Annotated in this window: 22 protein-coding genes; 9 read left to right on the top strand and 13 right to left on the bottom strand. The window is 61.4% G+C overall.

All coding sequences use genetic code 11. From position 1 onward, the window contains the following. Positions 1-59: 59 nt before the first annotated feature. Positions 60-2,561 carry a TonB-dependent siderophore receptor gene (locus ACPWMG_RS05420; protein ID WP_483303637.1) on the top strand — a complete coding sequence of 834 codons (2,502 nt, stop codon included), beginning with the start codon at positions 60-62 and terminating at the stop codon, positions 2,559-2,561. Here ACPWMG_RS05420 and ACPWMG_RS05415 read toward each other — a convergent pair. The 4 genes from ACPWMG_RS05415 to ACPWMG_RS05400 form a co-directional block, all read right to left on the bottom strand. Continuing rightward, positions 2,558-2,902: a DUF3325 domain-containing protein gene (locus tag ACPWMG_RS05415; protein WP_483303636.1), complete on the bottom strand. Its 345-nt coding sequence runs from the start codon at positions 2,900-2,902 to the stop codon at positions 2,558-2,560. The genes ACPWMG_RS05420 and ACPWMG_RS05415 overlap by 4 nt on opposite strands. Continuing rightward, entirely contained in the window at positions 2,902-4,596 is a 1,695-nt protein-coding gene (locus ACPWMG_RS05410; protein ID WP_483303635.1) for a PepSY-associated TM helix domain-containing protein, read from the bottom strand. The genes ACPWMG_RS05415 and ACPWMG_RS05410 overlap by 1 nt, the downstream gene beginning before the upstream one ends. After that, entirely contained in the window at positions 4,593-4,889 is a 297-nt protein-coding gene (locus ACPWMG_RS05405) for a hypothetical protein (RefSeq protein ID WP_483303634.1), read from the bottom strand. The genes ACPWMG_RS05410 and ACPWMG_RS05405 overlap by 4 nt, the downstream gene beginning before the upstream one ends. 161 nt (positions 4,890-5,050) lie before the next feature. After that, a complete protein-coding gene (locus tag ACPWMG_RS05400; protein ID WP_483303633.1) occupies positions 5,051-5,365 on the bottom strand; it encodes a DUF4148 domain-containing protein in 315 nt (104 codons plus the stop codon). Positions 5,366-5,839: 474 nt separating this feature from the next. Here ACPWMG_RS05400 and ACPWMG_RS05395 point away from each other — a divergent pair, with 474 nt between their 5' ends. Next, positions 5,840-6,478: a LysE family translocator gene (locus tag ACPWMG_RS05395; RefSeq protein WP_483303632.1), complete on the top strand. Its 639-nt coding sequence runs from the start codon at positions 5,840-5,842 to the stop codon at positions 6,476-6,478. A 29-nt stretch (positions 6,479-6,507) separates the two neighbouring features. Here the strand turns inward: ACPWMG_RS05395 and ACPWMG_RS05390 are convergent, their stop codons facing one another. Next, positions 6,508-7,167: a glutathione S-transferase family protein gene (locus tag ACPWMG_RS05390; RefSeq protein WP_483303631.1), complete on the bottom strand. Its 660-nt coding sequence runs from the start codon at positions 7,165-7,167 to the stop codon at positions 6,508-6,510. 131 nt (positions 7,168-7,298) lie between these two features. After that, positions 7,299-8,003 (bottom strand): Crp/Fnr family transcriptional regulator, encoded by a 705-nt coding sequence (locus ACPWMG_RS05385; RefSeq protein ID WP_483303630.1) that lies wholly within the window; start codon positions 8,001-8,003, stop codon positions 7,299-7,301. A gap of 130 nt (positions 8,004-8,133) precedes the next feature. Between ACPWMG_RS05385 and ACPWMG_RS05380 the strand changes: the two genes are divergently transcribed. Then, positions 8,134-8,880, top strand: a complete 747-nt coding sequence (locus ACPWMG_RS05380) for a nitroreductase (protein ID WP_483303629.1) — start codon at positions 8,134-8,136, stop codon at positions 8,878-8,880. Next, entirely contained in the window at positions 8,877-10,550 is a 1,674-nt protein-coding gene (locus tag ACPWMG_RS05375) for an acyl-CoA synthetase (protein WP_483303628.1), read from the top strand. Before ACPWMG_RS05380 ends, ACPWMG_RS05375 begins: the two co-directional genes overlap by 4 nt. A gap of 30 nt (positions 10,551-10,580) precedes the next feature. Here ACPWMG_RS05375 and ACPWMG_RS05370 read toward each other — a convergent pair whose 3' ends face one another. The 3 genes from ACPWMG_RS05370 to ACPWMG_RS05360 all read right to left on the bottom strand — a co-directional run bounded on the left by ACPWMG_RS05370 (position 10,581) and on the right by ACPWMG_RS05360 (position 15,639). After that, a complete protein-coding gene (locus ACPWMG_RS05370; protein ID WP_483303627.1) occupies positions 10,581-13,028 on the bottom strand; it encodes a glucose/quinate/shikimate family membrane-bound PQQ-dependent dehydrogenase in 2,448 nt (815 codons plus the stop codon). 492 nt (positions 13,029-13,520) lie between these two features. Beyond that, complete coding sequence (locus ACPWMG_RS05365; RefSeq protein ID WP_483303626.1) at positions 13,521-14,360, bottom strand: hypothetical protein; 840 nt, start codon at positions 14,358-14,360, stop codon at positions 13,521-13,523. Between the two features lie 208 nt (positions 14,361-14,568). Then, entirely contained in the window at positions 14,569-15,639 is a 1,071-nt protein-coding gene (locus ACPWMG_RS05360; RefSeq protein ID WP_483303625.1) for a DNA topoisomerase IB, read from the bottom strand. Positions 15,640-16,157: 518 nt separating this feature from the next. Between ACPWMG_RS05360 and ACPWMG_RS05355 the strand changes: the two genes are divergently transcribed. From ACPWMG_RS05355 to ACPWMG_RS05345, 3 genes are all read left to right on the top strand, one after another. Further along, the gene (locus ACPWMG_RS05355; RefSeq protein ID WP_483303624.1) at positions 16,158-16,361 is read left to right on the top strand and encodes a hypothetical protein; all 204 of its coding nucleotides are present in this window, start codon (positions 16,158-16,160) and stop codon (positions 16,359-16,361) included. Positions 16,362-16,445: 84 nt separating this feature from the next. Further along, positions 16,446-16,913 carry a GAF domain-containing protein gene (locus tag ACPWMG_RS05350; protein ID WP_483303623.1) on the top strand — a complete coding sequence of 156 codons (468 nt, stop codon included), beginning with the start codon at positions 16,446-16,448 and terminating at the stop codon, positions 16,911-16,913. Positions 16,914-17,113: 200 nt separating this feature from the next. After that, positions 17,114-18,706: an OpgD/OpgG family glucan biosynthesis protein gene (locus ACPWMG_RS05345; protein WP_483303622.1), complete on the top strand. Its 1,593-nt coding sequence runs from the start codon at positions 17,114-17,116 to the stop codon at positions 18,704-18,706. A 19-nt stretch (positions 18,707-18,725) separates the two neighbouring features. Here ACPWMG_RS05345 and ACPWMG_RS05340 read toward each other — a convergent pair whose 3' ends face one another. Then, entirely contained in the window at positions 18,726-20,213 is a 1,488-nt protein-coding gene (locus ACPWMG_RS05340) for an amidohydrolase family protein (protein ID WP_483303621.1), read from the bottom strand. A gap of 403 nt (positions 20,214-20,616) precedes the next feature. Here ACPWMG_RS05340 and ACPWMG_RS05335 point away from each other — a divergent pair, with 403 nt between their 5' ends. Further along, the gene (locus ACPWMG_RS05335; RefSeq protein WP_483303620.1) at positions 20,617-22,494 is read left to right on the top strand and encodes a subtype B tannase; all 1,878 of its coding nucleotides are present in this window, start codon (positions 20,617-20,619) and stop codon (positions 22,492-22,494) included. A gap of 189 nt (positions 22,495-22,683) precedes the next feature. Next, positions 22,684-23,028, top strand: a complete 345-nt coding sequence (locus tag ACPWMG_RS05330; RefSeq protein ID WP_483303619.1) for a hypothetical protein — start codon at positions 22,684-22,686, stop codon at positions 23,026-23,028. Between the two features lies 1 nt (position 23,029). On the opposite strand, the gene trhA is transcribed toward ACPWMG_RS05330, so the two are convergent. The 3 genes from trhA to ACPWMG_RS05315 all read right to left on the bottom strand — a co-directional run bounded on the left by trhA (position 23,030) and on the right by ACPWMG_RS05315 (position 25,210). Beyond that, complete coding sequence (gene trhA / locus ACPWMG_RS05325) at positions 23,030-23,644, bottom strand: PAQR family membrane homeostasis protein TrhA (RefSeq protein WP_483303618.1); 615 nt, start codon at positions 23,642-23,644, stop codon at positions 23,030-23,032. Between the two features lie 6 nt (positions 23,645-23,650). After that, entirely contained in the window at positions 23,651-24,196 is a 546-nt protein-coding gene (locus ACPWMG_RS05320) for a hypothetical protein (protein WP_483303617.1), read from the bottom strand. 93 nt (positions 24,197-24,289) lie between these two features. Beyond that, positions 24,290-25,210: a LysR substrate-binding domain-containing protein gene (locus ACPWMG_RS05315; RefSeq protein ID WP_483303616.1), complete on the bottom strand. Its 921-nt coding sequence runs from the start codon at positions 25,208-25,210 to the stop codon at positions 24,290-24,292. Positions 25,211-25,318 lie beyond the last annotated feature (108 nt).

Below are 25,318 nucleotides of genomic sequence, written 5' to 3'. Positions count from 1 at the left end.
TCTCGTCGGGCAAGCCATGGAGCCGCGCTGTGATCGCGGCATCGACAACAGAGGAATCCATGGCCTTCATCTCTTTTCGTTTTAACGCTGTGACCCTTGGCACACGCAGCCTGTGTGTCAGTCTCGCCCTTGCGGCGGGCTCTACGGTGATGGCGCAGACCGCGCCCGCTACCCCGTCAGCACGCAGCGCCACCTACGACATTCCGGCCGGCGCTTTGGGCCCGGCCTTGTCGCGCTTTGCCGCGAGTGCGGGCATCACCTTGTCGTTTGAACCCACGCTCACCGATGGGCGCAACACCAGCGGTTTGCATGGCAGCCACACACTCAACTCCGGCTTTACCCAACTGCTGGCCGGCAGCGGGCTGGAGGCCGTGCCACGTGAAGGTGGCGGCTACACACTGCGCCGTGCGGTAGGCGGCGCTTCGGCGGCTGCCGCAACCACTGCGGGCACCACGGGCGCAGCCACCTTGGGCGAAGTGCAGGTCACCGCACAAGCCGAACGCAGCGCCGTTACCGAAGGCACGGCCTCGTACACCAGCCGCGCCGTGACCATCGGCCGAGGCGATTTGGACTTGCGCGAGATCCCGCAGTCGATCTCGGTGGTGACGCGCCAGCGCATGGACGACCAAAACCTCTACACGCTGGACGAGGTAATGGAAGCCACCACCGGCATCACCACGTTCCAAAGCCCGTCGGGCGGCAAGTACTACTACTCGCGCGGCTTCTTGTTCAGCACCTTCCAATACGACGGCGTGCCGCTGGAGCGCTCGTCTTACGCCATTGGCAGCGGCTTCACCAACGATGCCTTTTTGTATGATCGCGTGGAGGTTCTGCGCGGCCCCGCCGGCTTGCTGCAAGGCGCGGGCAGCCCTGGCGGCACACTGAACCTGGTGCGCAAACGCCCCACGGCGGAGAAGACGTTTGCTTTCACGGCCAGCGCGGGCTCGTGGAATCACTACCGCACCACGCTGGACGCCAGCGGCGCACTCAATGCCGATGGCAGCCTGCGCGGGCGCGCCGGGCTGTCGGCAGAAGACCAACGCTACTACTACGACACCGCCAAGAGCCGCAAGAACGTGCTTTACGGCGTGCTCGAATACGACCTGTCGCCAGCCACCACCATTGCAGCGGGTGTGAGCCTTGAAGACTTGGACTCACTGCCCTACTGGGGCGGCCTGCCGCGCAACACCGATGGCAGCGCCGTCAACGTGCGCCGCTCCACCTTCACGGGGGCCAGCTGGAACAACTGGCAGAACAAACAAACCACGTTCTTTGCCGACCTGACCCACCGCTTCAACGACCAATGGACTTTGAAGGCGGCCGGTATGGCGCTGAAAGAAACCAACGACATGAAGTACTCGTTTGGTCGCGGCGCCGTGAATGCGGCCACGGGTGATGGCATGGTGTCGCGCGCCTACCTGTACGAGTTTGAAAACACCAACCGTGGCCTGGACGTGAACCTCACCGGCCACTTCGAAGCCTGGGGCCTACAACACCAGGTGGTGGTAGGCGCCAACGCCAGCCGCCTGAAGACCGACGACCTGGCCGCAGGCTTGATCAACCTGGGCCCCATGAACATCTACAACCCGGTGTCGCCGCGTGACCCGTCGCTGGCCGAGTTGATGAACACCACGTACACCACGACTTCGCAACGCACGGTGCGCCAAGATGGCTTGTACGGCGTGGCGCGTCTTAAGCTCGCACAGCCGCTCACGCTGGTGCTGGGTGGTCGCGTGGGCAGCTACAAGTACCAGGTCGATTCGCAAAAATACCTGAGCGGTGTGCAAAGCACCAGCATCATGGAAGCCAAACACGAATTCACGCCATATGGCGGCTTGATCTACGACCTGACGCCCAACTGGTCGGCCTACGTGAGCTACACCGACGTGTTCCAACCCCAGGGCGAAGAGGACACGGCCGGCCAGTTTCTCAAACCCATCAAAGGCAGCAACTACGAGGCCGGCGTGAAGGGCGAGTTTTTGGATGGCAAGCTCAACACCGCCTTTGCGCTGTTCCGCATCGACCAGGTCAACCGCGCGCAGTACATCGATGGTTGTGATGGTTCCAACTGCTACGTCTCATCAGGGAAGGTGCGCAGCCAGGGGTTGGATGCCGAAATCAGCGGTGAAGTGGCACGCGGGCTGCAGCTCTTCGCGGGCTACACCTACACCAGCAACAAGTACCGCAGCAACCCGGAAGACGACACCCAGGTTGGCCTGGCCGCCAACACCTACACACCGCGCCACCTGCTGCGTGTGGCGCTGGACTACCGCCTGCCTGGCGACCTGAACGCCTGGAACGTGGGCGCCGGGGCCAACATCCAGAGCGAAAACTTCCACAGCAACTACGGCGGCACGGGCGGCGTAGACCGCATCACACAACCGGGCTACGCGGTGTGGAACGCGCGCCTGGGCTACCAGATCAACAAGCAGTGGTCGGCCGCGTTAAACATCAACAACCTGTTTGACAAGCGCTACTTCAGCACCATTGGCTGGCTGTACGCCGACAACCATTTTGGTGAGCCACGCAGCGCCACGGTGACGCTCCGGGGCAAGTTCTAACGCAGTAAGAAAAGCGCAGTGCTGCCGGCAACCCCGGCAGCCAGTGCGCCACCCGCCGCCCAGCGCGGCGCATAACTCAGCCCGCCGACCACCAACAGGGCGCCAGCAGACAAAAAACCTAGCCACACCACCGTCCCCACGCTGCCGCCCCAGCCCCACACACAGGGCAGCACGGCAGCCGCTAACAGCAACCATCCGGCCACACGCAAACCCCAACGCGCAGCCCGAGTAGCGTCATGACCCCATACCTGCGCATGGTGCCGATCCATCGCCAAACACAGGCCGGCCATGCCGGCGTAAGACAGCAGCAACGCGGTGATGCAACACAAACTCAAGCTCATCACGCACTCTCCGTTTCAGCCAGTGCAGATTGGGTAGAGATGGGCGGCCGTACCTTCGGCGTGGCTTTTATAGGACGCTTGCGCCCCGCTTGCCGCGCGGCCCACGCACTGCAAACAGCAAACGCCAGCACCGTGAGTTCCACCCCCGCACTCTCCCAATCGTTGCGCTCGATTTGCGTCCACAGCTTGTCGCCAGTGGTCAGCCAATTGAGTAGCGGCAGCAGCCCACACAACGCGGCCAAGGCCCAGAGTTGCTCTACCCAAGCGCGTGCCGGTGGGCGCACAAAGGCGTGTGCCAACGTCAGCAGCCAAACGGCGAAGAACACCTTCACCTCCCAGTCGCCGCGCTGCGGCAAGCCCAACGGTACCAGCCGGTTGGCCCACAGGTAGCCGACGCAAGCGACAGCCAAACCGGCGATGGCCGCCACGTTCAAACCTTCCACCAGCCGGTATACCCCAGCGGTAGCTGCACCAAACTCTCGACCGTGTTTACTGCGCCGCTTCACCATGAACAAGATGGCACCCGTGGCCATCATCGCCGTGCCGGCCAGGCCGCACACAAAGTAAAGCCACTTCACGGCAAGGCCGCCAAAGGTGGCCATGTGCAGGTCGCCCATCACTTGCTGCACCAGCAGCGCTGCGCCACCGTCTACCTTGCCGGGCAGGCGCAAGCGCAGCAGCTCGCCGGTGGCGGCAGAAAAAGACGCCATGCCGGTGGTGCCGCTGAGGCGGTGGGTTTGTTCAGCGTCTTCGTTCCAGCCGTAAACACCAATGCGCATCGAGGCATCGCCCGGGTTGTCGATCACCACCGCGCGCACTTTCTGGCCCATGAGTTTTTCGGCCCGCGCCACAAAGGGCTCCATGTCGGGCACGGCCAACGGCTTGCCTATGCGCGCGGGTTTTCCGGGGTCGTTGATGGCCTTGAAAAACGCCGCTGTGGCGCCCTGCCCGGCAAACGCCGCTAGGCCCGGTGCGGGCACAAAGGTGCGGCCGGAAATTGCCAGACCGGTGTACGCAATCATGAACAGAAACGGCAGCGTGAGCACCGCCACGGCGTTGTGCGCGTCCAGCCACGAGCGTTGGCCTTTCTTCGGCCGGAAGGTGAAAAAGTCTTTGAAGATGCGCTTGTGTGTGACCACACCCGACACCAGCGCCACCAGCATCGCCATGGCCGCCACACCCACGATCCACAGGCCAATCTCGCCAGCGTGCAGCTCGTAATGAAAGTCGACAAAGTAGTGCCCGCCCTCGGTGCCACGCAGCGGCGGCTGGTCGCTTGGCGGCAGCGGCTTGCCGGTCACGGGGTCGAGTGCCATGGACGCGTACCCGCCCGTTTTGTCGAACCAGTAGGCCACCAAGCCGTTGTCCTCGCTGCGGTTGATGGGCCACAGCTCCCACATGTCGGCCTTGGGGTGGTGCTGCGCCATGTAGGCCACGCCGAACGCCAGGCGCTGCGGGCGGTTGGTCACGGGCGGTGGCGGGTTGGCCGCGTGAGCCTGTTCGGCAGCGGCTTCTTCCAGCGCATGTTCGGGGCCCATCCAGTGGGTGATGGGTTCTTCGAACACCGCCAGCGTGCCGGTTAAAAAAACGGCGTACAGCAGCCACGAAAACCACAGGCCGCACCAGGTGTGCAACCAAGCCATGCATTGGCGAAAGCCACTCTCGCTGTGCGAAGCTTTCGAGGTCTTGCTCATACGCCGCCCTTCAGCAGCCACCAGCCCGCTCCCGCCAGCAGCGCGCTAGTGCCCAGCAACCCCAGCCACACACGGCGCAAGTCGGCTACGGCAAACACCCAGATCACGGCGCAGGTGTAAATGGCAAAGCTCAGTTGCAAGCCGACCAGCGCAGCCTCGCCCCGGCTTTGCGGCAACACGCCCGACAAAAAGATGCCAGCGGCGCTGGCCAAGGCGTAGCCGCCCAACACGGCCGCAGCGCTGCGCGAGAGCAGCCGCCAGCCGTGGCCCGAGGATGTGGAGATTGGTTTCATGGTGGTCGTTAGCAAGCAGGCGCTCGACGGTTTTTCGGCGCCCTTACTTCCTATGACCAACGAAACCCAAAAAAGGGCCACCTCCACGCCCAAAAAGCCACGGCTAGAGCAAGGAACTCAAAAGCCCCCTGCTCCAGCCGTGGCTGCGAGAACCTGTTGGCTTATTCTTTAGGCGTCTTCAGCGTGCCACCGTCTGCTTTTTTGGCGGCGGCGGTTTCTGTCTTCACTTCGGCGCGGGTCTTTTTCTCGCCGACGGTGGCCTTGTCACCCACTGGGTTGGCGTTCGAGTTTTGGCTCAGTTCGCCTTCTTTTGCGGCCTTGGCACGGTCGGCCTTCACTTCGGCGCGCGTCTTTTTACTTGCGTTTGCGGGTGGTTTGGCTTTTGGCAGGCCGCCGTCGTCTGCTGCGTGGGCGCTAAAAGCGAACGAAGAGGCCAATGCCAACATGGCGATAGATAGGTTTTTTGCAAACTTCATGATGATTTCCTTGTGCGTGCACTGAGCGGCAATAAAAGACACTGGCGCCGTAAACCGATGCCACCGAGAACAGAAAACGGCGTCTATAAAGCAGCCAGATCAATGGCCGACTGAACGGATAAATCGTGGACGCTTCGCACATCCACCTCGGGTATTGGCAACCCCCGATGACGGCTAGTTTGGTGCCGCCATGCACCCCGGCCCACTCCATGAAGAGTGAGAAATACTGTCCCCTAAGAGGTAGGCGGGGCTACACACCTTGAGGTTGCCGGGCCACATCTTTCGCCAGCACGGATCCGGCAATGGACTTCGCCAACCAACTGGCGTTTACTTCGGTCTTCTACTGCCGCAGGCCACACCAGGTGCTGAGCATGGGCGGCCCATAGCTGCGCAGCACCCGAGTCCGTTGCGCAGCCCCAAACCGCATCTGGAGGAAAATACGCGCTGTTTGCGGCAACCGAAATCCACCCTACCATGACCCTCACCCACTGGCTCCTCTTCTGCGGCGTGTCTCTGCTGATGTGTTTTACCCCCGGCCCGGCCGTGTTGCTGGCGGTATCAAACTCAATGGACGTTGGGGCCAGACGCACGGCCTTCAGTTCGGTGGGCAGTTCGGCCGGCATCTTTGTGGTGTCGGGACTGGCGATGATCGGCATGGGCGCCATCTTGGCCATGTCGGCCAATGCGTTTCTGGCGATGAAGGTGGTGGGTGCAATGTACCTGATCTGGCTGGGCGTGAAGCGCTGGCGCAGCAACGATGCCTTGATCCGCAGCGATGCGGGCCAGGCGCCCACGCAACGGCGTGAACGCAAAAACTGGCAACTGGTGGCGCAGGGGCTAGGCGTTTCGTTGACCAACCCCAAATCCATTTTGTTCTTCTCGGCCCTGTTCCCACAGTTCATCGTGCCCAACGTGCCGCTGTTTTCACAGTACCTGCTGCTGACCACCACGTTCGCCATCTGTGCGTTGATCTCGCACGCCTTCTATGTGGTGCTGATCTCATTGGTGAAGCGCCATGTCGTGGCGCGTGCCAAGCTGTTCAACCGCATCGTGGGGGGCACCTTTATTGCCTTGGGGCTGGGTCTGCTGAAGACGAGACACCGTCTCGCTTAATGGCTTAGGGCGCGAGGGGGGATCTAGATTCAATCCCGCTCAGGTGCGCCCAGCGGAAAGAAGGCGCGGAAGGGACGAGCCTCTTCGACCGCACGGGCGAAAGATGGGCGTGCCAGTAGGTGCGCGCGATAGGCCCGCAGTGTGGAGTAGGCTTCAGAGATGCGATGCGTCCAGTCGGCGTAGAAGAGCGACGGCGCGGCTGCGCAATCGGCCAGTGTGAAGTGTTCGCCTGCGGCCCAGGTTTTGCCCGCCAGATGGGTTTCCAACCAGGCGTAGGCGAGTTCCAGCTTTTCCGTTGCGACTGTTTGCGCGTCATGGCGTTTGGTGGCATCGCCCGTGAGTGCGCCATTGACAGCATGCTGCATAGGCGCCATCACATGCAGATCAAAAAAGCGGTCGAGGAAACGCACATCCAACGCTGCCATCGGCTCCGTGGGCAACAAGCTGACAAAACCGGCGTGTTTGAGCTGCAGGTATTCAATGATGATGCTGCTCTCGGCAACGCGGCGCTCGCCGTCCAGCAGCACTGGGAACTTGCGCAGCGGCCACAGCCGCAGCCAGTCGGCGGTGTGCTGCGGGGTGTCCGGCCCTATGGAACGAAACTCAAACGAAGTGTGGTTCTCGTACAGCGCGACCAACACTTTTTGCGTATACGAAGAAAAAGGATGACCGTAGAGCGCGAGAGACATGGCAAAGCACCTGCTAACGCTTGCACAGCGCAAGCGCTCACAGAATAGTCGTGCCTCTTGTGCAGTGCAAGCCCCGAGGCAGGCCTCTGTTGCGCACGTTGAACCGGTAGCTGCATGGTGACTTTGGCATCCTACTGCGGGCCGCGTGCGTACTGCTGCAGTGCTTCGAGGTCGGTCACTTCGATCACGCCATAGCGGATGCGCAGCAGCCCGGCTTGCTCCAGCTTGTGCAAGGCGCGGTTGGTGTTTTGCCGCGCCAGCCCACACAGCCGCGCAATCTCTTCTTGCGAAATCACCAGCTCGCGGCTGGCCGTGGGGTAGAGGTGCGGGTTGAACAGCTCGGACACACAGTACGCCACACGCGCCGTGAGATCGTGCAGGCGAAAGCTCTCGACCAACGCCACGTAGTGGCCGAGGCGTGCGTTCAATTGGTCAATGACCCAGCGGCTGAATGCGCGGCTGTCGTCAATCAACCAGAGAAAGGTTTCGCGCGGCATGAAGGCCACGTGGCTGTCTCGAATGGCCACCACCGCATAGGGGCGCGGCTCGCCCTTCAGCGCGGCACCTTCGCCAAACCACGCGCCTGCGGGCACACCGGCAAACGTGGTCGCGCGACCGTCAGCGGCAATGGTGTCGACCTTGAGCATGCCGTCCACCACCGCAAGCCAGTGCATCGCTGGTGAACCGCGCAGGCACACGGTGGCGCCGCCCTCGAAGCGGCGCATCGTGGTCTCTAAAACCACGCGGTCCATTTGCGTGACGGAAAGGCAGGAGCGCCATGGCGACGCCTCCAGAAAGTCACGCAGGTGAACATGGGCGGAGGCCTGGTCGGTCATGGGCAAATGGAGACAGTGGACATGCAGGGATTGTGCGCACTCCCGCTAGGTGCGCCCCGAGGGAAAGCACTGCCGTCAAATGTCATGTTCAGAACATTCAGAATCGCTTCGCGTGCCTACGATGGTTGGCATGCAACGCCTGAACCCACCGCCCCCCATCACACCCCACCTGGTACGCGACGCCGTCGACTGGGCCATCGTCTCGCGCCGTGCGATCCGCGCCTTTCTGCCAACCGAAGTGCCACGCACCGAGATCGAAGCCATTCTGGATGTGGCCCGGCATTGCGCCTCGGGCGTCAACACCCAGCCGTGGCAAGTGCATGTGTTGACTGGCGCGGTGAAACAGCGCGTCAGCACGGCAGTCCTCGCGGCCTACGACGACCCAGCACAGTTGGCGGCACTGGATGAACCGTACGACTACTACCCCAGCGAATGGGTATCGCCGTATGTGGAGCGGCGCCGAAAGGTGGGCTGGGATCTCTACAGCTTGCTGGGCATCGCCAAGGGCGAAAAGGCCCGGATGCACGCGCAGCACGCCCGCAATTTTCGGTTCTTCGGGGCGCCCGTCGGGCTGATCTTCACCATCGACCGCGTCATGCAACAGGGCAGCTTTCTCGACTACGGCATGTTCCTGCAAAGCATCATGGTGGCGGCAAGGGCGCGCGGGCTGGACACCTGCCCGCAGGCGGCCTTCACCACGTTCCACCGCTTGATTGCGAGGGAGCTTGGCATCGCCGACAGTCAGCGACTGGTGTGTGGCATGAGCCTGGGGTATGCCGACCCCAGCCGCATCGAGAACTCGCTGGTGAGCGACCGCGAACCGGTTCAGCACTTCACCCATTTTCACGACCACCATCCTGCCGAGGCCTCACCGTGAGCCCATTCCATTCTTCGTCGCCCTACGCGCAGGGCCTTGAGCGCAACGCCGCGAACTTCGCACCGCTGACGCCACTGCGGTTTCTCGATCGCACGGCCGATGTCTACCCCGAGCGGCTTGCCATCGTGCATGGCCGTCTGCGCCAAACCTGGGCGCAGACCCGCGCACGCTGCTACCGTCTGGCCTCGGCCTTGGTGCGCATGGGCGTCAAGCCGGGCGACACCGTGTCCATCGTGGCGCCCAACACACCGGCCATGCTGGAGGCGCACTTTGGCGTACCGCTGTCGGGCGCGGTGCTCAACGCCATCAACTGCCGGCTCGACGCCGAAGGCATCGCCTTCATCTTGCGCCATGGTGAAGCACGTGTGCTGCTGGTGGACAGCGAATTCGCCCCCCTCGTGCAGCGGGCGTTAGCACACGTGCCGCAGCCTCCGCGCATCATCGACATCCACGACGTGGAAGCGCCGACTAGCCTTGAGTTTTCCGCCATTGGCGAGACGGACTACGAGACGTTTTTGGCCAGCGGCGACCCCACGTTTGCGGGCATCTGGCCCTGCGACGAATGGACGCCGATCGCGTTGAACTACACCTCGGGCACCACCGGCGACCCCAAGGGTGTAGTGCCCAGCCACCGTGGCGCCTACCTGATGAGCCTGACGCAGATGACCGACTGGGCCCTGCCCCGCGCCCCCACCTACCTGTGGACGCTGCCCATGTTCCACGCCAACGGCTGGTGTTTTACCTGGGCCATCACGGCGGCGGCGGGCACTCACGTGTGTTTGCGCAAAGTCACCCCGGCGAATATCTTCAAAGCCATAACCGACCACGGCGTGGACCACTTTTGCGCAGCGCCCATCGTCCTGGCCGGCATGGCCAACACACCACCTGACGAGCGAGCAGCGCTACCGCGTCCGGTGCGTGTACTCACAGCGGGTTCGCCACCGCCTGCGGCCGTGTTGGAGGCAGTAGAGGCCATGGGCTTCGAGGTGGATCACGTCTTCGGCATCACCGAAATCTCGGGCACATCGGTCAGTTGTGCCAGGCAAGATGCGTGGCAGGAACTCCCAGCCCAAGAGAAGTCTCGCCTGCAAGCGCGACAAGGTGTGCGTGCAGCAATGCTGGAAGGCTTGGTGGTGGCCGACGCCGACACCCTTCGTCCGGTGGCAAGTGATGGGCAAGAAAGTGGTGAACTATTGATCCGCAGCAACACCGTGATGATGGGCTACTTGAAGAACCCGGAGGCCACAGCCAAAGCCTTTGCGGGTGGATGGTTTCACACCGGCGATGTGGCGGTGCAGCACCCCGATGGCTACCTGCAGATCACCGACCGCTCGAAAGACGTGATCATCTCTGGCGGGGAAAACATCTCGTCGGTCGAGGTGGAGGATGTGTTGCACCGCCACCCTGCCGTTTTGCATGCAGCGGTGGTGGCGCAGCCGGACGATAAATGGGGCGAGGTGCCTTGCGCCTTTATCGAGCGCAAGTCGGGTGCCGAGCCGCTGGCAGAGGATGAACTCATCAGCTTCTGCCGCGACCGGTTGGCACATTTCAAATGCCCTCGGCGTGTGGTTTTTGCCGAGTTACCTAAAACGGCCACCGGCAAGATCCAGAAGTTTCGCCTGCGCGAACTGGCCGGTAGCCGCGAAGCAATCACACGGCTGGCCGCGTAACCGCTGCGCTGGTTTTGCCTTACTTTTGCCCTATTTCTGTTTCAACGCGTAGGCGATCACGTAGTCTCCACGGTCTGGCGACTGGCGTGCGCCACCGGCGGTGATCACCACGTACTGGCGACCGGTCTTGGGCGACTGGTAGGTCATGGGGCCGCCCTGGCTGCCCACGGGCAAACGCGCTTTCCAGATTTCGCTGCCGTTGCTGCTATCGAATGCGCGCAGGTAGTAGTCTTGTGTGCCCGCGATAAACACCAGACCGCCTTGTGTGGACAGCGTGCCGCCCAGCGTAGGCATGCCAATCGGAATCGGCAGGTGCATCTTGATGCCCAACGGTCCGGTGTCACGCACCGTGCCCACGGGCACCTGCCAGGCGATCTGGCGCGTCTTCATGTCCACAGCGGTCAGCGTGCCAAAAGGCGGGGCTTGGCATGGGATGCCGGCCACTGACAAGAAACGGTTTTTGTTGACCGCATACGGCGTGCCCTTGAGTGGCACGGCGCCCATGCCGGTGTTCACCGCTTCACCACCGGCCGATGCGCCGCCACGGTTGGCCGACGGAATCATCTGGATCCACAAGCCCAGCCGCATGTCGTTCACAAAGATGAAGCCATGTACCGGGTCGGTGGAAATGCCGCCCCAGTTCATGCCGCCCAAAGAGCCAGGGAAGCTCAACGACACATCGGTGCCCGGCGCGGTGTAAAGGCCGTCGTAACGCATTTTCTTGAAGGCGATGCGGCACAGCAGTTGGTCAAAAGGGGTGGCGCCCCACATGTCGGACTCGGTGAGGTGCTGCGCGCCGATCTGCGGCATGCCCACCGACAGCGGTTGTGTGGGCGAGTACGGCTCGTTGGGAATGTCGGCCTTGTTGACGGACACGTTCTTCACTTCGGTCAACGGCTGTCCGGTGGCGCGGTCCAGCACGTAGAGTTGGCCGGCCTTGGTGCCCACCACCAGTGCGGGCACGGTGCTGCCGTCGGCCTTGGCAAAGTCAATGAAACTTGGCTGCATGGGAATGTCGAAGTCCCACAGGTCGTTGTGCACGGTTTGGTAAACCCACTTCTCCACGCCGGTGGTCGCGTCCACCGCCAGAATGGAGGCGCCGTACTTGTGGTTCAGCGCAGTACGCTCGGCGCCGTAAATGTCGGTCGACGGGCTGCCCATCGGCAAGAACACGGTGTTCAAAGCCGCGTCATAAGACATGGGGGCCCACGAGTTCGGCGTGCTGCGCACATACGTTTTGCCTTCTGCCGGAGGACGTTTGTCGTCAGGGTTACCTGGGTCGAAAGCCCAACGCATTTCACCGGTGATCACGTCAAAGCCGCGGATCACACCGCCAGGCATGTCGGCTTGCACGTTGTCGGCCACGCGGCCACCCACTACCACGGTCGTACCCGCCATCAAAGGCGGCGAGGTCAACTGGTACAGCGGATCGGGCGCATTGCCCAGGCCGGCCTTCAGGTCCACTTGACCGTTCTGGCCAAAGCCTTGACAGAACTCGCCGGTATCGGCGTCTACGGCGATCAGGCGGGCGTCGATGGTGTTGGTCAACAAGCGGCGTGCGCAATTGGCGCCAGCCGGCAATGCAACCGCTTTGACGGGCGTGGTGTTCGCAGCCGTGGGTTGGCTCAGCGGCACGGTGGCGTCAAAGTAGGCCATGCCCCGGCAACGTTGCCACACGGCAGATTTGGCGTTGACGTCTGTCTTCCAGATTTGTTTGCCGGTGTCGGCGTCCAGCGCAATCAGGTTGTTGTGTGGCGTGCAGATGAACACCTTGTCGCCCACCTGCAGCGGGGTCAACTGGTCTTCGGCGCCATTGCCATCGCTGACGGCTAGGTCGCCAGTGTGGTAGGTCCAGGCCACGTCGAGTTGGTCGACGTTGCTGCGCTGAATTTGATCGAGTGCTGCAAAGCGGCTACCGCCATTGGTGTTACCGTAGTGCTCCCAGTTCTTTTGCGCTTTGGTTGGGTCTACTGCGGTGAGCCCAGGGCCATTGCCGTTGGCCACCGTGGGGTGCGGCACAAACATGCCACTGAAGGCGGCGACCAGCACCACGGCCAAAACGGCCGCTAGGCCATAGGCGCCACGGCCCCGGCCACGTCCATTTACACCTTGCAGCGCGGGGTAGACCAAGGTGACCAGCAGGCCGACGACGCCCAGCGCAAACAAGCGCGAGAACAACGGCCAGAAGCCCAGGCCCGCATCAGCGATCGCCCAGGCCACGCTGGCCAAAAGCGTCACGGCGTACAGCCATGCACCAGCCGCTCGGCCGCGCCACAACAGCACGCCAGCCACCAGTGTGGCAACACCGGCAATGACGAAGTAAAAGCTACCGCCCAAGGTAGCCAAGTAGCCACCGACGATCAAAAAATAAAGTCCGAAGAGAACGCTGAGAGCACCGACAAGTCGGTAGGCCCAGCGAAAGCTCGAAGCGGTGTTGTGGTTATTGGGATGCGAGTGAGTCTTCGAACTGAGGTTCATTTTTGAGTTTTCTCCATACGCAGTCTCTCAGCGCGCACTTGCTGCGCGCCAATGTAAAGCTCGGGCTACGCTGAACAAGTCGCAGCATGCGCGGCGAGTCTTTGCGGGGATGAGCTGCGAGGCGCGAAACCCAAGGCAAGCCTACTGGCTTGCCTTGGGTTTCGGAACAAAGCAGATCGCCCGCAAAGACACGCCCCGGAGGGCTCGGCCAAAAATGAGCGTCTTGACCACCCGGATTGTTGGCACAGGCAGAGAGCCTGTACTGCACAACGCGGTTGGCCAATCCATCTCATTTTTGACTCGAGCGCACATGCTGGGACTTGTTCAGCGTAGCCCCAAGAGCGTGAACACGGTCCACGCACTCCCAAAAGGAGCGCGCACCTGTCGAGACTGCTATCAGATCATAAGGGTTTACCATTACCCCGGCTCCCAGCGGCGGATTTCACCCTCTTCGCCACCTTGGCATATGCGTCCCTAAACCTGTTCACGATCTTAGAACCGAACCTTCACAAACGCACTGGGGCCATGCACCTTTACACGCAGCCGGCTGTCGATGGCATCGTCACGGTTCAGCGTAATGTCGCTCACGCTGTAAGACAACACCAGGCCCACATTCTTGATGGGGAACCACTCCGCTCCAACCGCCGCGTTGTAGATGCTGCCATGCAGCTTGCCGCCGTTCTTCCAGACGCCCGAGGTGTCGAGGAACACGCGCAGGTCTGGCGTGAACGCATGCCGAACACCCAGCTCCAGCAACGGCGCAATCGCATCTTCGCTTTCGTGGGCGGCGTAGTTGCGCACCGTGCCGTTGACGTTGGCGCTTGCACGGGCATCGGCTTCAATGCGGTAGTAGGCCGCACCAGCTCCCAGGCCAAGCACCGTATTGCCAGAGCCCAGCCACCATTTATAGGCCAGCTTGCCAAAATCGAGAGTGGTTTCGAGACGTGCATCAATGGATGCGTTGACTTGCGTCGGGCCGACCCTGAAGTTGCTGACATCACTCGCCGAATACGTTTTCTTGTAGCGGTAATAGTCGAACGAAATGCCTTGGCTGTCGAAGATCAGAAGATCGGCTGAAACACGAGGAACGGTCACCGAATTCGCGGGCACATCACCAGTGTCAAACGCGCCGTCTTGCGAGTTCACACGCGCACCGAAGCTGGGCTTGGCATTGAATGCCCCCAGGGAAAAACTAAACCGATCCAATGCAGGTGAAACCTGTGCTGAGGCCGAAGTTGCGACCAGGCCCGTGAGGACGGTCAGCGCAAAGAGGCGGCGGATCGGGCGATGACGATGTTGCTGTGCGAGGCAGTGACGGGACGCTGACGGCATGAGCCTACTCCTTGGACAAAGGGTTGCGGGACAGTGCGATGGCGTCACCCACGATGAAGCCTCGATGCATTCGGGCTGAGAAGCTTCCATCTGGCTGGGTAGCAAACAACGCCTTGTGCAACGAGTCTAGGGTTGGGTCCTCTGACTGCTTTGTCAGACAAAGCCTCTTTCATGAAATTTTCAGAACGCCTGCACGCAACGCCACGCTTCACGCGGAAGGTCGCTTGCCTCGGCTCGCGAGAAAGCCCAGGAACTGGCGTTCCGCCAAGGGCAGGCCGCGTTTGCGCGGCGGGGCTTTCAACCAACGCACGGCATGCAAAGCCGCGTAGGCGTCTTCACCGTCTAGGCTTTCCGCCAAAGAAATCACCGCTGGATGGATGTACGACTTGCGGCACACCGTGGCCGTGTTGCCCAGGCGTGCGGCTACGCTGTCAATGATGGCGAGCAGCGGCGTTTGGCGTTTCGTGTCAGAAGATTCCGCGCGGGAGCGGCTGAGCAAGTGCAGCGCCAAAACGCTGGCGTGCCAGGTCCGAAAGTCCTTGGCGGTGATGGCCTCGCCGGAGGTTTCGAATAGCCAGGCGTTCACATCAGATGAGGTGATACAGCCCACTTCACCGCCCTCGTCCACATACTGGAACAAACGTTGGCCGGGCAGCTCTCGGCACCGCCGAACAATGCGGGCCACACGCTTGTCACTCATGGCGACGTTTTGCCGAATGCCACTCTTGCCCATGAAGCTCAACCGCAGTTCGGCACCCACAATGCGGCTGTGTCGATTTTGCAAAGTAGTCAAGCCAAACGACCCGTTTTGCTGCTGATAAGTGTCGTTTCCGATGCGGACCCAAGTGGTGTCCAGCAAATGCACGATGGCAGCCAAGACGCGTGCACGTGTGGGCATCTGACCACCTGAGAGCTCGCGCTTCACGCGGTCACGTATCAAGGGCAGGCTGCGGCCAAAACGGGGCAGTGAAGAGAACTTGGTTTCGCTGCGCTGGATGAGCCAGTCGGGGTGGTAGCGGTACTGCTTGCGGTGCCGTGCATCACGTCCCGTGGCTTGCAGATGACCATGAGGTGAGGGGCAGATCCATACGTCCGTGTAGGCGGGCGGAACCGCTAGCCGACGAATGCGGTCCAGCACCGCTTTCGTGCGAACCGTCTTCCCTTTGGCGTCCACATACTTGAAACCACCTTGACGTGAAAGCCGGTGAATGCCAGGCATGGAATCACATGCCCAGCTCAGGCCGCCTTCCATAGGCGTCAGGGTTGTGTTGAGGTTCATGTTGAAACTTCAGGGACAGACAACCGATGATGTGTGCCCCCCACAAACGACGCTGTAAGAAACGCACAGGTTCTGCAGTCGGCCGATGCCGCATCCATGTCAGTTTGCAAGTGACTCGGTAGATAAGCCGTAAGAACCATCCTACAAGCAGGCAAGCTCTTGGCTGTCGAACAATGGCGTGCACACCCACAAGCCGGTGCGGCGACGCAAAGCAAAATCGAGCCGGACCGACTATTCCTCCCCTCCCTCTCTGTTTGTCGGTTCTTTAAGCCCGCCATCGCGGGCTTTTTTACGATCAAAAAAAGCTGTGCGCGATCTCCTACAGCCAAATGCGCGGGCGACTTGCGTATCGCCAAAACAGCGACTCTATATTGGGCGAGCCCGACAGCTCCCTCTCAAACGAAATGAAACAAATTCGGATTTGCTGGCTGCCCAGCGCAGTGCATCAGCTTGCCTTCCAAGAAGAAACGCCATCTTGCAGTGGATGGCAAGCAGAAACGCGAGAGAGCGCACTCGACATGCGACTGCTTTGCGCAGAGGCCAACAAACTCTACGGCCCTGGCTCGCATTGGGTGGAGATCCGCGACGTGTTGGCGGTCAGCGATTTTCTGCCGGAGGCATCCATGACGCGCCGCCCAGCCGCTACTGCAGCGGCGCGCGCCAATGTCCCCGTTCAATACCGGCCGCACATCAGCGACTGCTGGAGGTTGATGCTGGTATAGCAGTCAATGGATCTTTCAACTGCAGGGTGCAGCTTCATGCCGGCCTGACGGAGCAGAGATTTAAAGCTGACAGAATGCTGCCCCATGAACCACGCCTTAACGCTTGCCGAATTGCGGCACACCCTGGAGCAGTCGGGATTCCGTGCCGGACTCGAATTTCTGAATCGCAGAGTGCCGCATCGCTATACCGTTGTTTACCGATTTGATGGCGAGGCTTTTTATGGCATGGCCTTGATCGACAAGCAACGCGAGCCCGCACCCGAGTTGTTCAAAAGGGTCCCGTTCTCGGACAGCTTTTGCCAATACACGGTAGGCGATGGTGTCTTCAGAACCGACGCTTCGCTGGAAGACTGCAGGCTCGATGGCCATATGCATCAAGCCAACGTTCAAAGCTATGTGGGCCTGCCATTGATGCATCGGGGCGGCACGCTGTACGGAACCTTCTGCCATCTCGACGTGCTTCCGCAAAATCTGGGTGACGACGAATATGCGTTTCTGCAGCAAGCCGTCATGCTGTTCAGCGACTACCTGCCGACCGTCAGTGAACTCTGATTGAATGCAAAAACGCAGGCCGAATGCCGTCACGTCCATTGGAGCGGCAACGCAAAACCCCGCCCCGGCCTAGCGACATCGGTGCGATCCCAAGCGCGTAGCTACCATGCCCGAAGATTAGGCGCAGTTTTAACCCAGCGGCACGTCGGGACTCTGCACTAGGTTCCGGGTATCGGCACGATTCTGGTTAAATCAGGTGCATGTTGCACCGCAGAACTTTTCTCACCGCCGGCACCACTGCCGCTGCTCTGGCCGCGTTAGGTCTGTCCGAACAGGCGATGGCCCAGGCCGGTCTCAAGCTCGGCTCGGCCAAGCCATTTGCCTTCGACGCGCTGATCGAACAAGCCCGCACATTGGCCGCCAAGCCATACGCACCACCACCACCGCTGCCACGTGAGGTGCTCGAGCGCATCGACTACGACGCACATGGCAAGCTCAAATACAAAACCGATTTCGCGCTGTTCAAAGACGGTCCAGGCCCGTTCCCGGTGACCTTCTTCCACATGGGCCGCTACTTCCAGACGCCGGTGCACATGCATCTGCTGGACAAAGCCGGCGCCGGGGCGCAGGGGCGCGAGATCCTCTACGACCCCACCTATTTCGAAATGCCGGCCGACAGCCCGGCCAAAGCACTACCTGAAGGTGCAGGCTTTGCGGGCTTTCGTTTCCAGGAAAGCCGCCAGGGTGACCAGACCAAGCTGCCGTGGCAGAACAACGACTGGGTGGCCTTTCTGGGCGCCTCGTACTTCCGCGCCATTGGCGGGCTGTACCAATATGGCCTGTCGGCGCGCGGCGTGGCACTGGATGTGGCCGTGAACGGCAAGAACGAGGAGTTCCCCTCCTTCACACAGGTCTGGTTTGAACCGCCGGCTGATGGCAGCAACACCGTGGTGATCTACGCGTTGTTGGAGGGCCCAAGCATCGCGGGCGCCTACCGCTTCGCGATGCGCCGCGACCAGGCCGTGGTGATGGACATCGACTGCAAGTTGTTCCTGCGCCAGGACGTGGCGCGTCTGGGGCTGGTGCCGCTGACCTCGATGTACTGGTACTCCGACAAGCTCAAGCCCACTGGCATCGACTGGCGTCCTGAGGTGCATGACTCCGATGGCCTGGCGCTGTGGACCGGTGGTGGCGAGCGCATCTGGCGCCCGCTCAACAACCCAACCGCTACCGGCATCTCGGCCTTCAGCGACAAGTCACCCAAGGGCTTCGGCCTGATGCAGCGTGACCGCAACTTCGACCACTACCTGGACGGCGTGAACTACGACAAACGTCCCAGCCTGTGGGTGGAACCGTTGTCCGACTTTGGCGAAGGCGCGGTCGAGTTGGTCGAGATTCCGACCGACGACGAAATCCACGACAACATCGGTGCCTTCTGGGTGCCCAAGGCGCCCGCCACGGCCGGCAGCAGCTACGACCTGCGCTACCGCTTGCATTGGCTGGCCGACGAGCCCTTCCCCTCGCCACTGGCACGCTGTGTGGCCACGCGCATCGGCCGTGGCGGCGTGCCTGGCCAACCACGCCCACCAGGCGTACGCAAACTCATGGTGGAGTTTCTGGGCGGGCCACTGGCCAGTCTGCCCTTTGGCGTGAAGCCGGAGGCGGTGCTGAGTGCCTCACGCGGGCAGTTTTCCTATGTGTTCACCGAGGCTGTGCCGAACAATGTGCCAGGCCATTGGCGCGCGCAGTTCGACTACACGCCCGACGGCAATGGCCCGGTGGACCTGCGCTTGTTCTTGAAGAACGGCAACGAGACGTTGTCGGAGACTTGGCTGTACCAGTTGCTGGTTTAAGGCCTCGCCAGCGCCACTCCTAACCCAGCTCGGCCCCATAGCGATTGAGCCGATAGGGCTGCGCTGCCATGGCCGGGCAAAAGCACCGGACCACGGGCATGAACTGACCTGCCAGCTCAGCCTTGGTCTCGGCCGCTTCCATCAAACGGGCTATCGTTGAGGTGGCCTTGGCCCTGAGCTTGTGTAAATCCAAGTTGACCAGCTTGCGATCGCGCACCACCCAGGCGCCGCCCACCATCACACTGTCCACCGCTCCGCCGTCTTCAGACTGCACCAGTTGAATCAACACGTCGTTGGTTGGAATCCAGTTGGGATGGCAAAGGTCGAGCAACACGATGTCCGCACGGTAGCCCACCGCAATACGGCCAACACGCTCCATGCCGCAAGCCTTGGCGCCGCCCACCGTCGCCGCATGGAACGCCTCTTTTGCCGACAACCAACGCCCCATGTCTGGGCCGCGGACGTGCGAGACGCGCAACGCTGCGCGCATAGCCTCGTACATGTTGAGGTTGTCAGAGCAGTTCGCGCCATCGGTGCCAATAGCCAGGTTGATACCCGCATCCAGCATTTGCCGAACGTCCGCCAAGCCGCTGCCCAACATGGTGTTGCTGCCCGGGTTATGGCTCACGCTCGCGCCAGCCGCTCCCAGGCGCTGCATGTCGTCTTGGTCCAGCCAGACACCATGCGCAGCCACAAAGCCAGGGCCCAAAAGGCCCAGCCGCTCCAGCAGCACGGTTTGCGTCTCGCCACGGGTTTTGATCGCTGACAACAACTGCACCTTGCTTTCCTGCAAGTGCGATTGCATGGACAGGCCATAGCGGTCTTGCAGCGCTCTGCAACCGCGCAGCAGTTCCTCAGAGCAATGCAAGGGAATGGTGGGCGCCAGCGCCGGTCGTACCCAGTCATACGACCAAGACCAGCCCTCGATGATCCGTTGCATGGCATCCAACGGCTGCTCCGCCGTGATGCGGGACGTGCCCAGCGCCAGCCTGGCGGCCTCTGGCAGCGCCTCCCACAAGCCCGTAGTGGCTTGAAAAAAGGACCGATCCGAAATCATCGGGGCAATGACCGCGCGTAGCCCGGCCTGGTCGTACGCCCGCGCCACGGCGCCAATCCCCTCTTCGGTGGGCAACGGCACTTGCAGGCACATGTCATACACCGTGGTGCAACCCTTGAGCGCCAGTTCGGCCGCGCCCACCAGTGCGTTGATGTAGCTGTCTTCAGTCGACACCCCCGAGTAGATGCCCATCGCCGAGGCCAGCAACACTTCCAGCGACCAGCGGTCGGCCATGCCTTTCATCAGCGGTGTGTGGGCATGCATGTGCGCGTTGACCAAGCCGGGGTGGGCCAACATGCCCTGCGCTTCCACAACCTCGGCCTCGTCTACCGGTGTGCCGGGCGCCAGCAAGCCGACGATGTCGCCGTTCTCGACCAAGATGTCTTGGTGATGGGCTGCCGTGTCGGCATCGGCAAGGACGAGAGCGCCTCGCATGATCAGTCGTTTCATTTGAACTCCGTGGCGTTGGGGCTTGAAGGTTTCAAGCCGGTAGTCAGTGGATGCAGCCCGCCGTTTTCACAGGGACAGAGGCAGCGGAACACCTATGGAAAACCATGATATCGGATGGTTATCGCGCCTTCAAATGCGCCATCTTCTGCGGCGCCTATCGGCTGCTTAAAGTCGGCTGCCATGTCATCGACTCGAAACAAATGAAGATCACGCGCCCACCCATTCGGCCCAGCGTCTTGAAGAGTTTCAGAAGACGCGCAACACCCATGCGCAGTCTTCGGTGACGAGAAAGGACAGCCAACCGCTGACCTCCAGCCCAAACCCGAGCGCAATAGCGGCCCCAGCCTGCAACATCGGATCCTGAAGAACCCACATTCAATCCATTCATCCTAAAGAGACAAGCATGCACAAACAATTCAAACATCGCGCACTTGCGGCCTCCATCGCCGCCATCTCGGCCGCTGGCCTCTTGACCGCCTGCGGCGGCGGCGGCGGAAGCGGCGACAGCACGATAGCCGTCGCTGGCTCAGGTGCATATGACAGCAAGCTGGCTTTCGACCCGACCAAGTACACAACGATCACCATCACGCTCGACGGTGTGAGCACGCCGGTACGCTGGTACCGCGAAGTGTGCTACGTCGGCAAGCCGATGCAATTGGCTCCCACACAATCCGCTGGTGCAGTGGACAACCAGGCGTGCGGCTACCAGAACATGAACATCTTTGTGCGCGAGGTAGATGCGGCCAAACAAGACAACGCCATTCTGCTGAACGTGAACAACGCAGGCTGGCTGGCCAGCTACCAAGGCGGCAAGGGCGGCTGGAATGGCACGACGCCCATCACCAGCGCGAACTACTCCGGTGCAGACATCGTCAACGGCGGCACCTACGTCAGCAACAGCGATACCAACAAGGTGGGCGCAGCGCTTGCGCGTGGCTTCGTCTACATCAACATGGCCTCGCGTAGCCGGGGTGCCACGGCTCCCGCTGGCGTCTACGACGACGGCATCTACCAAGGCAAGGCGCCAGCCGCCATTGTCGATGCCAAGGCTGCCGTGCGCTACCTGCGCCTGAACGACAGCCTGATGCCGGGCAACGCCAGCCGCATTGTGGTCAACGGCACCAGCGGCGGCGGCGCGCAGAGTACACAACTCGGCGCCACCGGCGACAGCGGCGACTACCTTCCCTACCTGAAGGCCTCGGGCGCAGCCGGTATCGACACCAACGGCAAGAGCTCGATCAGCGACAGCGTCTACGCCATCGTGGCCTACTGCCCGATCCAGGACATGGGCAGCGCCGACCTGGCTTACGAATGGATGTTCAATGTGGCGAGTACCCGTGCGCTGGTCTCGGCCGATCAAAAGGCTGGGCTGATCGTCGATGCCAGCGGCAACGAACTGGTTCGCGCCTCGAACCCCGACCCCGCTGGCAGCACCGCTCTGATGAACAAGTTCGTGGCCTACCAAGCCAGCCTGGGCCTGAAGAATGACGATGGCACTGCACTGACTTCGGCCAACATGCTGACCGCCCTGGAAGCCGAAATCAAAAAAGCGGCCAGTGCGTATGTCAAGTCCGGCAAGACCTTCGTGGCCTTCAATGCCTACGGCAGCGCCGCAGCCAACGGCGTGGCCGGCGGAAGCGGAACGCTGTACTACAAGAACGACTTCATCGACGTCGATGCAAGCGGTACGGTCAAGAGCTTTGACATGTCGAACTACCTGAAGTTCGTGGCCAAACAAGCCCGCCTGAAGGCCGTGCCCGCGTTTGACCAAATCGCACAAACACCAGCGCTGGCAGCGACTGCAACAGCCGACACCACCAAGGCCGGCGCCGTCGTCAACGGCAACTACAGCGGCGGCGAGTCCAACCTGTTCGGCACTGCGGCACAGGTCTACTCCAACTTCACCGAATACGCCTGGAACAACAACAACGGCGGCGATGCCATCAATGCCAAGCAAAGCGATGTGGGTCTGAAAAACACCGGCTACACCTGGGCCAACAACCCACAGCAGGCCTATCTGTTGAACCAGTACAAGATGATCAACGCGCTGCCCTATGTGGGCAAGACCGATGGCATCACGACGCACTGGCGCGTGCGTGTGGGTGCGCGTGACCGGGACACGTCGTTCACCGTGGCGTACAACCTCGCCCGCGCACTGAAGGCTGATACCAAGGTCAAGGATGTCGACTACGCCTTGTTCTGGGACCAAGGCCACGCTGGCAACTACGACGTGCTGGACGCCTTCAAGTGGATCGATCAGCGACTGGCCGCCGGTAACTGATCCAGACTGCAGGGCCGACTGCTTGATGCAAGCAGTCGGCTGGCCTGTGGCAGATATCGGCCTGGGCCTACAGTGCAACAGCGCGGCCACCGATCCCCTTCTTGCCCTTCGCAGCCGATAAACCATCATGGGTTTGAGGCGACTCGGCTTGATGTTCCAAGCCATAAAGCGCAAGCGAAGGGATGCACCATGATTGAAATTCTCATCAGCAGTTTTGAACCGCGCATCGTGTCTTTCGACTTGATCGCGCATGGGCAACTCCTGCGAGTCCAAGTACAAAAGCATTTGCTGAGCAGCGCACTCCGCATCCACGAAAGTTCTGTGGACTTGGGCACGGTCATCGAACAGCATGTCGAAGCCATCCGCGACATTGCCTGGGCGCAACACGAGAGAACACGCGCGCAAACCATCGTTCTTTCAGCCGACGAGCTCAAGCCGCTCTCTGCCTGGGTGGATCGCACGGGCCCGCCCGTTGTGGAGCAGGTGCCTCAAGCCGAGTCAGCGGACCCGCGCAGCGACCAGCAGATGCGTTGACCTAAAACACGTAAAGCCCGATTGCCAGGTAGTGGGCAGTCGTTCCCGCCAGAACGAACAGATGCCAAATGCCATGAGCATGCCGCAACCCCCACCGATTGCAGTAGAAAACCGTACCGATGGTGTAGCAGCCGGCCCCCGCCAGAAGCAGCACCACTGCCGCATCTGGCAACTGACGTGAGCCCCACATGGCGCCGGCCACGCATAACCACCCCATCGCCACATACAACCGCACCGAAGGTTGGGCGGCAGATGCGGAGCGAACTTCCAGCACCACACCAAGCCCAAACAGAGCCCAAATACCGATCAGCAGCGCTGCACCCCATGCGTCCAATGGGCCGCACAGCGCAAATGGCGTGTAGGTGGCTGCGATCAGCAGATAGACGGCACAGTGGTCAACACGTTGCCAAAACGCGTAGGTTTGTCCACGTACGCTGTGGGTCGCGGTAGAGGCTGCGTACAACACGATCACAGACAACGCGAAGATGGCAGCGGCGGCGCCATGCCAGAGATTACCGCGCGGCAAGACATCGCGCAGCAGCAGCACGCCCGCGCCAATGGCAAGAACAAAGCCTGCCAAGTGGCTGTAGGCGTTAAGGCGTTGGCCGGGATACATGGCGGCTCAATGGTGCAGCGGCGCCGGCTCTGGCCGACAGTTGGCAAGGCTGGCCAAATGGTGTTGCGGGACGATTTCGGCTAAACGAGCCGCTACCTTGGAAGCGTAAGAGTCAGCCGTTTTTTCTTGCATGTAGCGCAAGCAGAGCAGCACGTTGTCCATCAACTCGTCTTCGGTTGCACTCGACTGGATCGCGCGCATCACAGCTCCCGCCCCCGGCTCGCGGATCAACTGCAGCATGTCGATGCAGTACACCTTGGTGGCGACCAGCGAGCGGCGCGCTTCCAGCGTTGGTGCGGCTGTTTTAATCGGCGAGACCCCCGTTAGCGCTTTCCCAAGACCCTCCTCAAGGTCATTTCCAATGTCCTTGAGGAACCCCAGTTGCAGCAGACGGTCAATCTGCGCTTCGGTTGCCTGCCCCATCAGGTCGACCAACTGGCGGCGAGACCGCGAGCCATCGGTGATCACCAGAATTTGTCGCTCTCTGGGGTTGAGCGTACGGTCGCGCTTGAGAAGCACTTCTCGTCCGGTTTCGGTTTTGACCAGTGACATGGACGGCTTTAATAAGCATGTGGAGTGCGCAACATAAAGAACATCTTTGACGCCGCTGTGACATGGCACGACGAAGCCATGCAAAAAAACTTCTCAGGTGTCACTGCCGTCGCTCGCACCGCGCGACCTGCTACCTTCGCCCAACAGCCACTGCCGAAACGCCGCAAAGCTGGGCAAATCAAGCCGATCAGGCCTATAACAAAGATAGTGCCCCTGGTTCACACTGACCGGCGCGCCGCAAGGGCTCATCAGTGAACCATCGGCCAGTTCCTCCTGCACCAGAATCTTGGGCACCAAGCCAATGCCCAGGCCGTTCAAAGCAGCCTGGATCAGCGCAGAGTATTGGGCAAAGCGCGGCCCTGCCACGGTCTGCACCTCGGGCACGCCGTTCTGCGAGGTCCACTCGCGCCAGGCCGAAGGGGCGCCCTCGTGGTGCAGCAGCGTATGGCCCACAATGTCACCGGGCTGTGTCATGCGGTGATTGTTCTCGACCACGGAGCGGGCCACGATCAGCACAAACTCGCGCCCGGCGATGTATTCCGACACCACACCGGGCCAGCCGTCCGGGCCATAACGAATGGCCGCGTCCACGCCCGCCGGAATGCCATCGCTGGGCTCAAGATGTCGGCTGAAACTCAGCATGACGTGCCGACTTTGCTGGCTGAAGTTGGGCAAGCGCGGAATCAGCCACTTCGTCAAAAACGTTGGCACACAGGCCAGCGTCAGCAGGCCACCACCGGCGTCACCCGAGCGGGCTTCAAACGTGGCGGTTTCGATGGCGCGCAGGCCACCAGAAATCTTCTGCCAGTACACCCGGCCTTGCGGCGTGAGCTGCACGCCCCGGCCGTTCTTTTGCAGCAGTTCGCGCCCCACAAATGCTTCCAGCCCCGCGATTTGTTTGCTGACCGCACTGACGGTAATGCACAGAGCGCTGGCGGCGAGTGTGATGCTCTCGTGGCGCGCCACCGCGTCCAACGCCAAAAGTTCCTGAATGGTGGGGCAATCGCGTTTCATCTATGCCTTGTGTTTATCGCCAGTTGATGAAAGCTTTGTGAAAAACGCTTTCCAATTGCTCAAATATAGTCATCCAAGACTCATCCATGAATCACTCGTCCCTCCCTA

Source organism: Hydrophilobacter chitinilyticus, from assembly GCF_049860745.1.
Classification (GTDB): domain Bacteria; phylum Pseudomonadota; class Gammaproteobacteria; order Burkholderiales; family Burkholderiaceae_C; genus Rhodoferax_B.
The sequence above is the reverse complement of the archived record's forward strand: the minus strand, read 5'-3'. Positions and strand labels throughout refer to the sequence as shown.

What these genes read in the sequence shown, in the direction of transcription:
- ACPWMG_RS05420 (WP_483303637.1), top strand. Translation starts at nt 60, where the DNA reads ATGGCCTTCATCTCTTTTCGTTTTAACGCTGTGACCCTTGGCACACGC.
- ACPWMG_RS05415 (WP_483303636.1), bottom strand. Translation starts at nt 2,902, where the DNA reads ATGAGCTTGAGTTTGTGTTGCATCACCGCGTTGCTGCTGTCTTACGCC.
- ACPWMG_RS05410 (WP_483303635.1), bottom strand. Translation starts at nt 4,596, where the DNA reads ATGAGCAAGACCTCGAAAGCTTCGCACAGCGAGAGTGGCTTTCGCCAA.
- ACPWMG_RS05405 (WP_483303634.1), bottom strand. Translation starts at nt 4,889, where the DNA reads ATGAAACCAATCTCCACATCCTCGGGCCACGGCTGGCGGCTGCTCTCG.
- ACPWMG_RS05400 (WP_483303633.1), bottom strand. Translation starts at nt 5,365, where the DNA reads ATGAAGTTTGCAAAAAACCTATCTATCGCCATGTTGGCATTGGCCTCT.
- ACPWMG_RS05395 (WP_483303632.1), top strand. Translation starts at nt 5,840, where the DNA reads ATGACCCTCACCCACTGGCTCCTCTTCTGCGGCGTGTCTCTGCTGATG.
- ACPWMG_RS05390 (WP_483303631.1), bottom strand. Translation starts at nt 7,167, where the DNA reads ATGTCTCTCGCGCTCTACGGTCATCCTTTTTCTTCGTATACGCAAAAA.
- ACPWMG_RS05385 (WP_483303630.1), bottom strand. Translation starts at nt 8,003, where the DNA reads ATGACCGACCAGGCCTCCGCCCATGTTCACCTGCGTGACTTTCTGGAG.
- ACPWMG_RS05380 (WP_483303629.1), top strand. Translation starts at nt 8,134, where the DNA reads ATGCAACGCCTGAACCCACCGCCCCCCATCACACCCCACCTGGTACGC.
- ACPWMG_RS05370 (WP_483303627.1), bottom strand. Translation starts at nt 13,028, where the DNA reads ATGAACCTCAGTTCGAAGACTCACTCGCATCCCAATAACCACAACACC.
- ACPWMG_RS05365 (WP_483303626.1), bottom strand. Translation starts at nt 14,360, where the DNA reads ATGCCGTCAGCGTCCCGTCACTGCCTCGCACAGCAACATCGTCATCGC.
- ACPWMG_RS05360 (WP_483303625.1), bottom strand. Translation starts at nt 15,639, where the DNA reads ATGAACCTCAACACAACCCTGACGCCTATGGAAGGCGGCCTGAGCTGG.
- ACPWMG_RS05355 (WP_483303624.1), top strand. Translation starts at nt 16,158, where the DNA reads ATGCGACTGCTTTGCGCAGAGGCCAACAAACTCTACGGCCCTGGCTCG.
- ACPWMG_RS05350 (WP_483303623.1), top strand. Translation starts at nt 16,446, where the DNA reads ATGAACCACGCCTTAACGCTTGCCGAATTGCGGCACACCCTGGAGCAG.
- ACPWMG_RS05345 (WP_483303622.1), top strand. Translation starts at nt 17,114, where the DNA reads ATGTTGCACCGCAGAACTTTTCTCACCGCCGGCACCACTGCCGCTGCT.
- ACPWMG_RS05340 (WP_483303621.1), bottom strand. Translation starts at nt 20,213, where the DNA reads ATGAAACGACTGATCATGCGAGGCGCTCTCGTCCTTGCCGATGCCGAC.
- ACPWMG_RS05335 (WP_483303620.1), top strand. Translation starts at nt 20,617, where the DNA reads ATGCACAAACAATTCAAACATCGCGCACTTGCGGCCTCCATCGCCGCC.
- ACPWMG_RS05330 (WP_483303619.1), top strand. Translation starts at nt 22,684, where the DNA reads ATGATTGAAATTCTCATCAGCAGTTTTGAACCGCGCATCGTGTCTTTC.
- trhA (WP_483303618.1), bottom strand. Translation starts at nt 23,644, where the DNA reads ATGTATCCCGGCCAACGCCTTAACGCCTACAGCCACTTGGCAGGCTTT.
- ACPWMG_RS05320 (WP_483303617.1), bottom strand. Translation starts at nt 24,196, where the DNA reads ATGTCACTGGTCAAAACCGAAACCGGACGAGAAGTGCTTCTCAAGCGC.
- ACPWMG_RS05315 (WP_483303616.1), bottom strand. Translation starts at nt 25,210, where the DNA reads ATGAAACGCGATTGCCCCACCATTCAGGAACTTTTGGCGTTGGACGCG.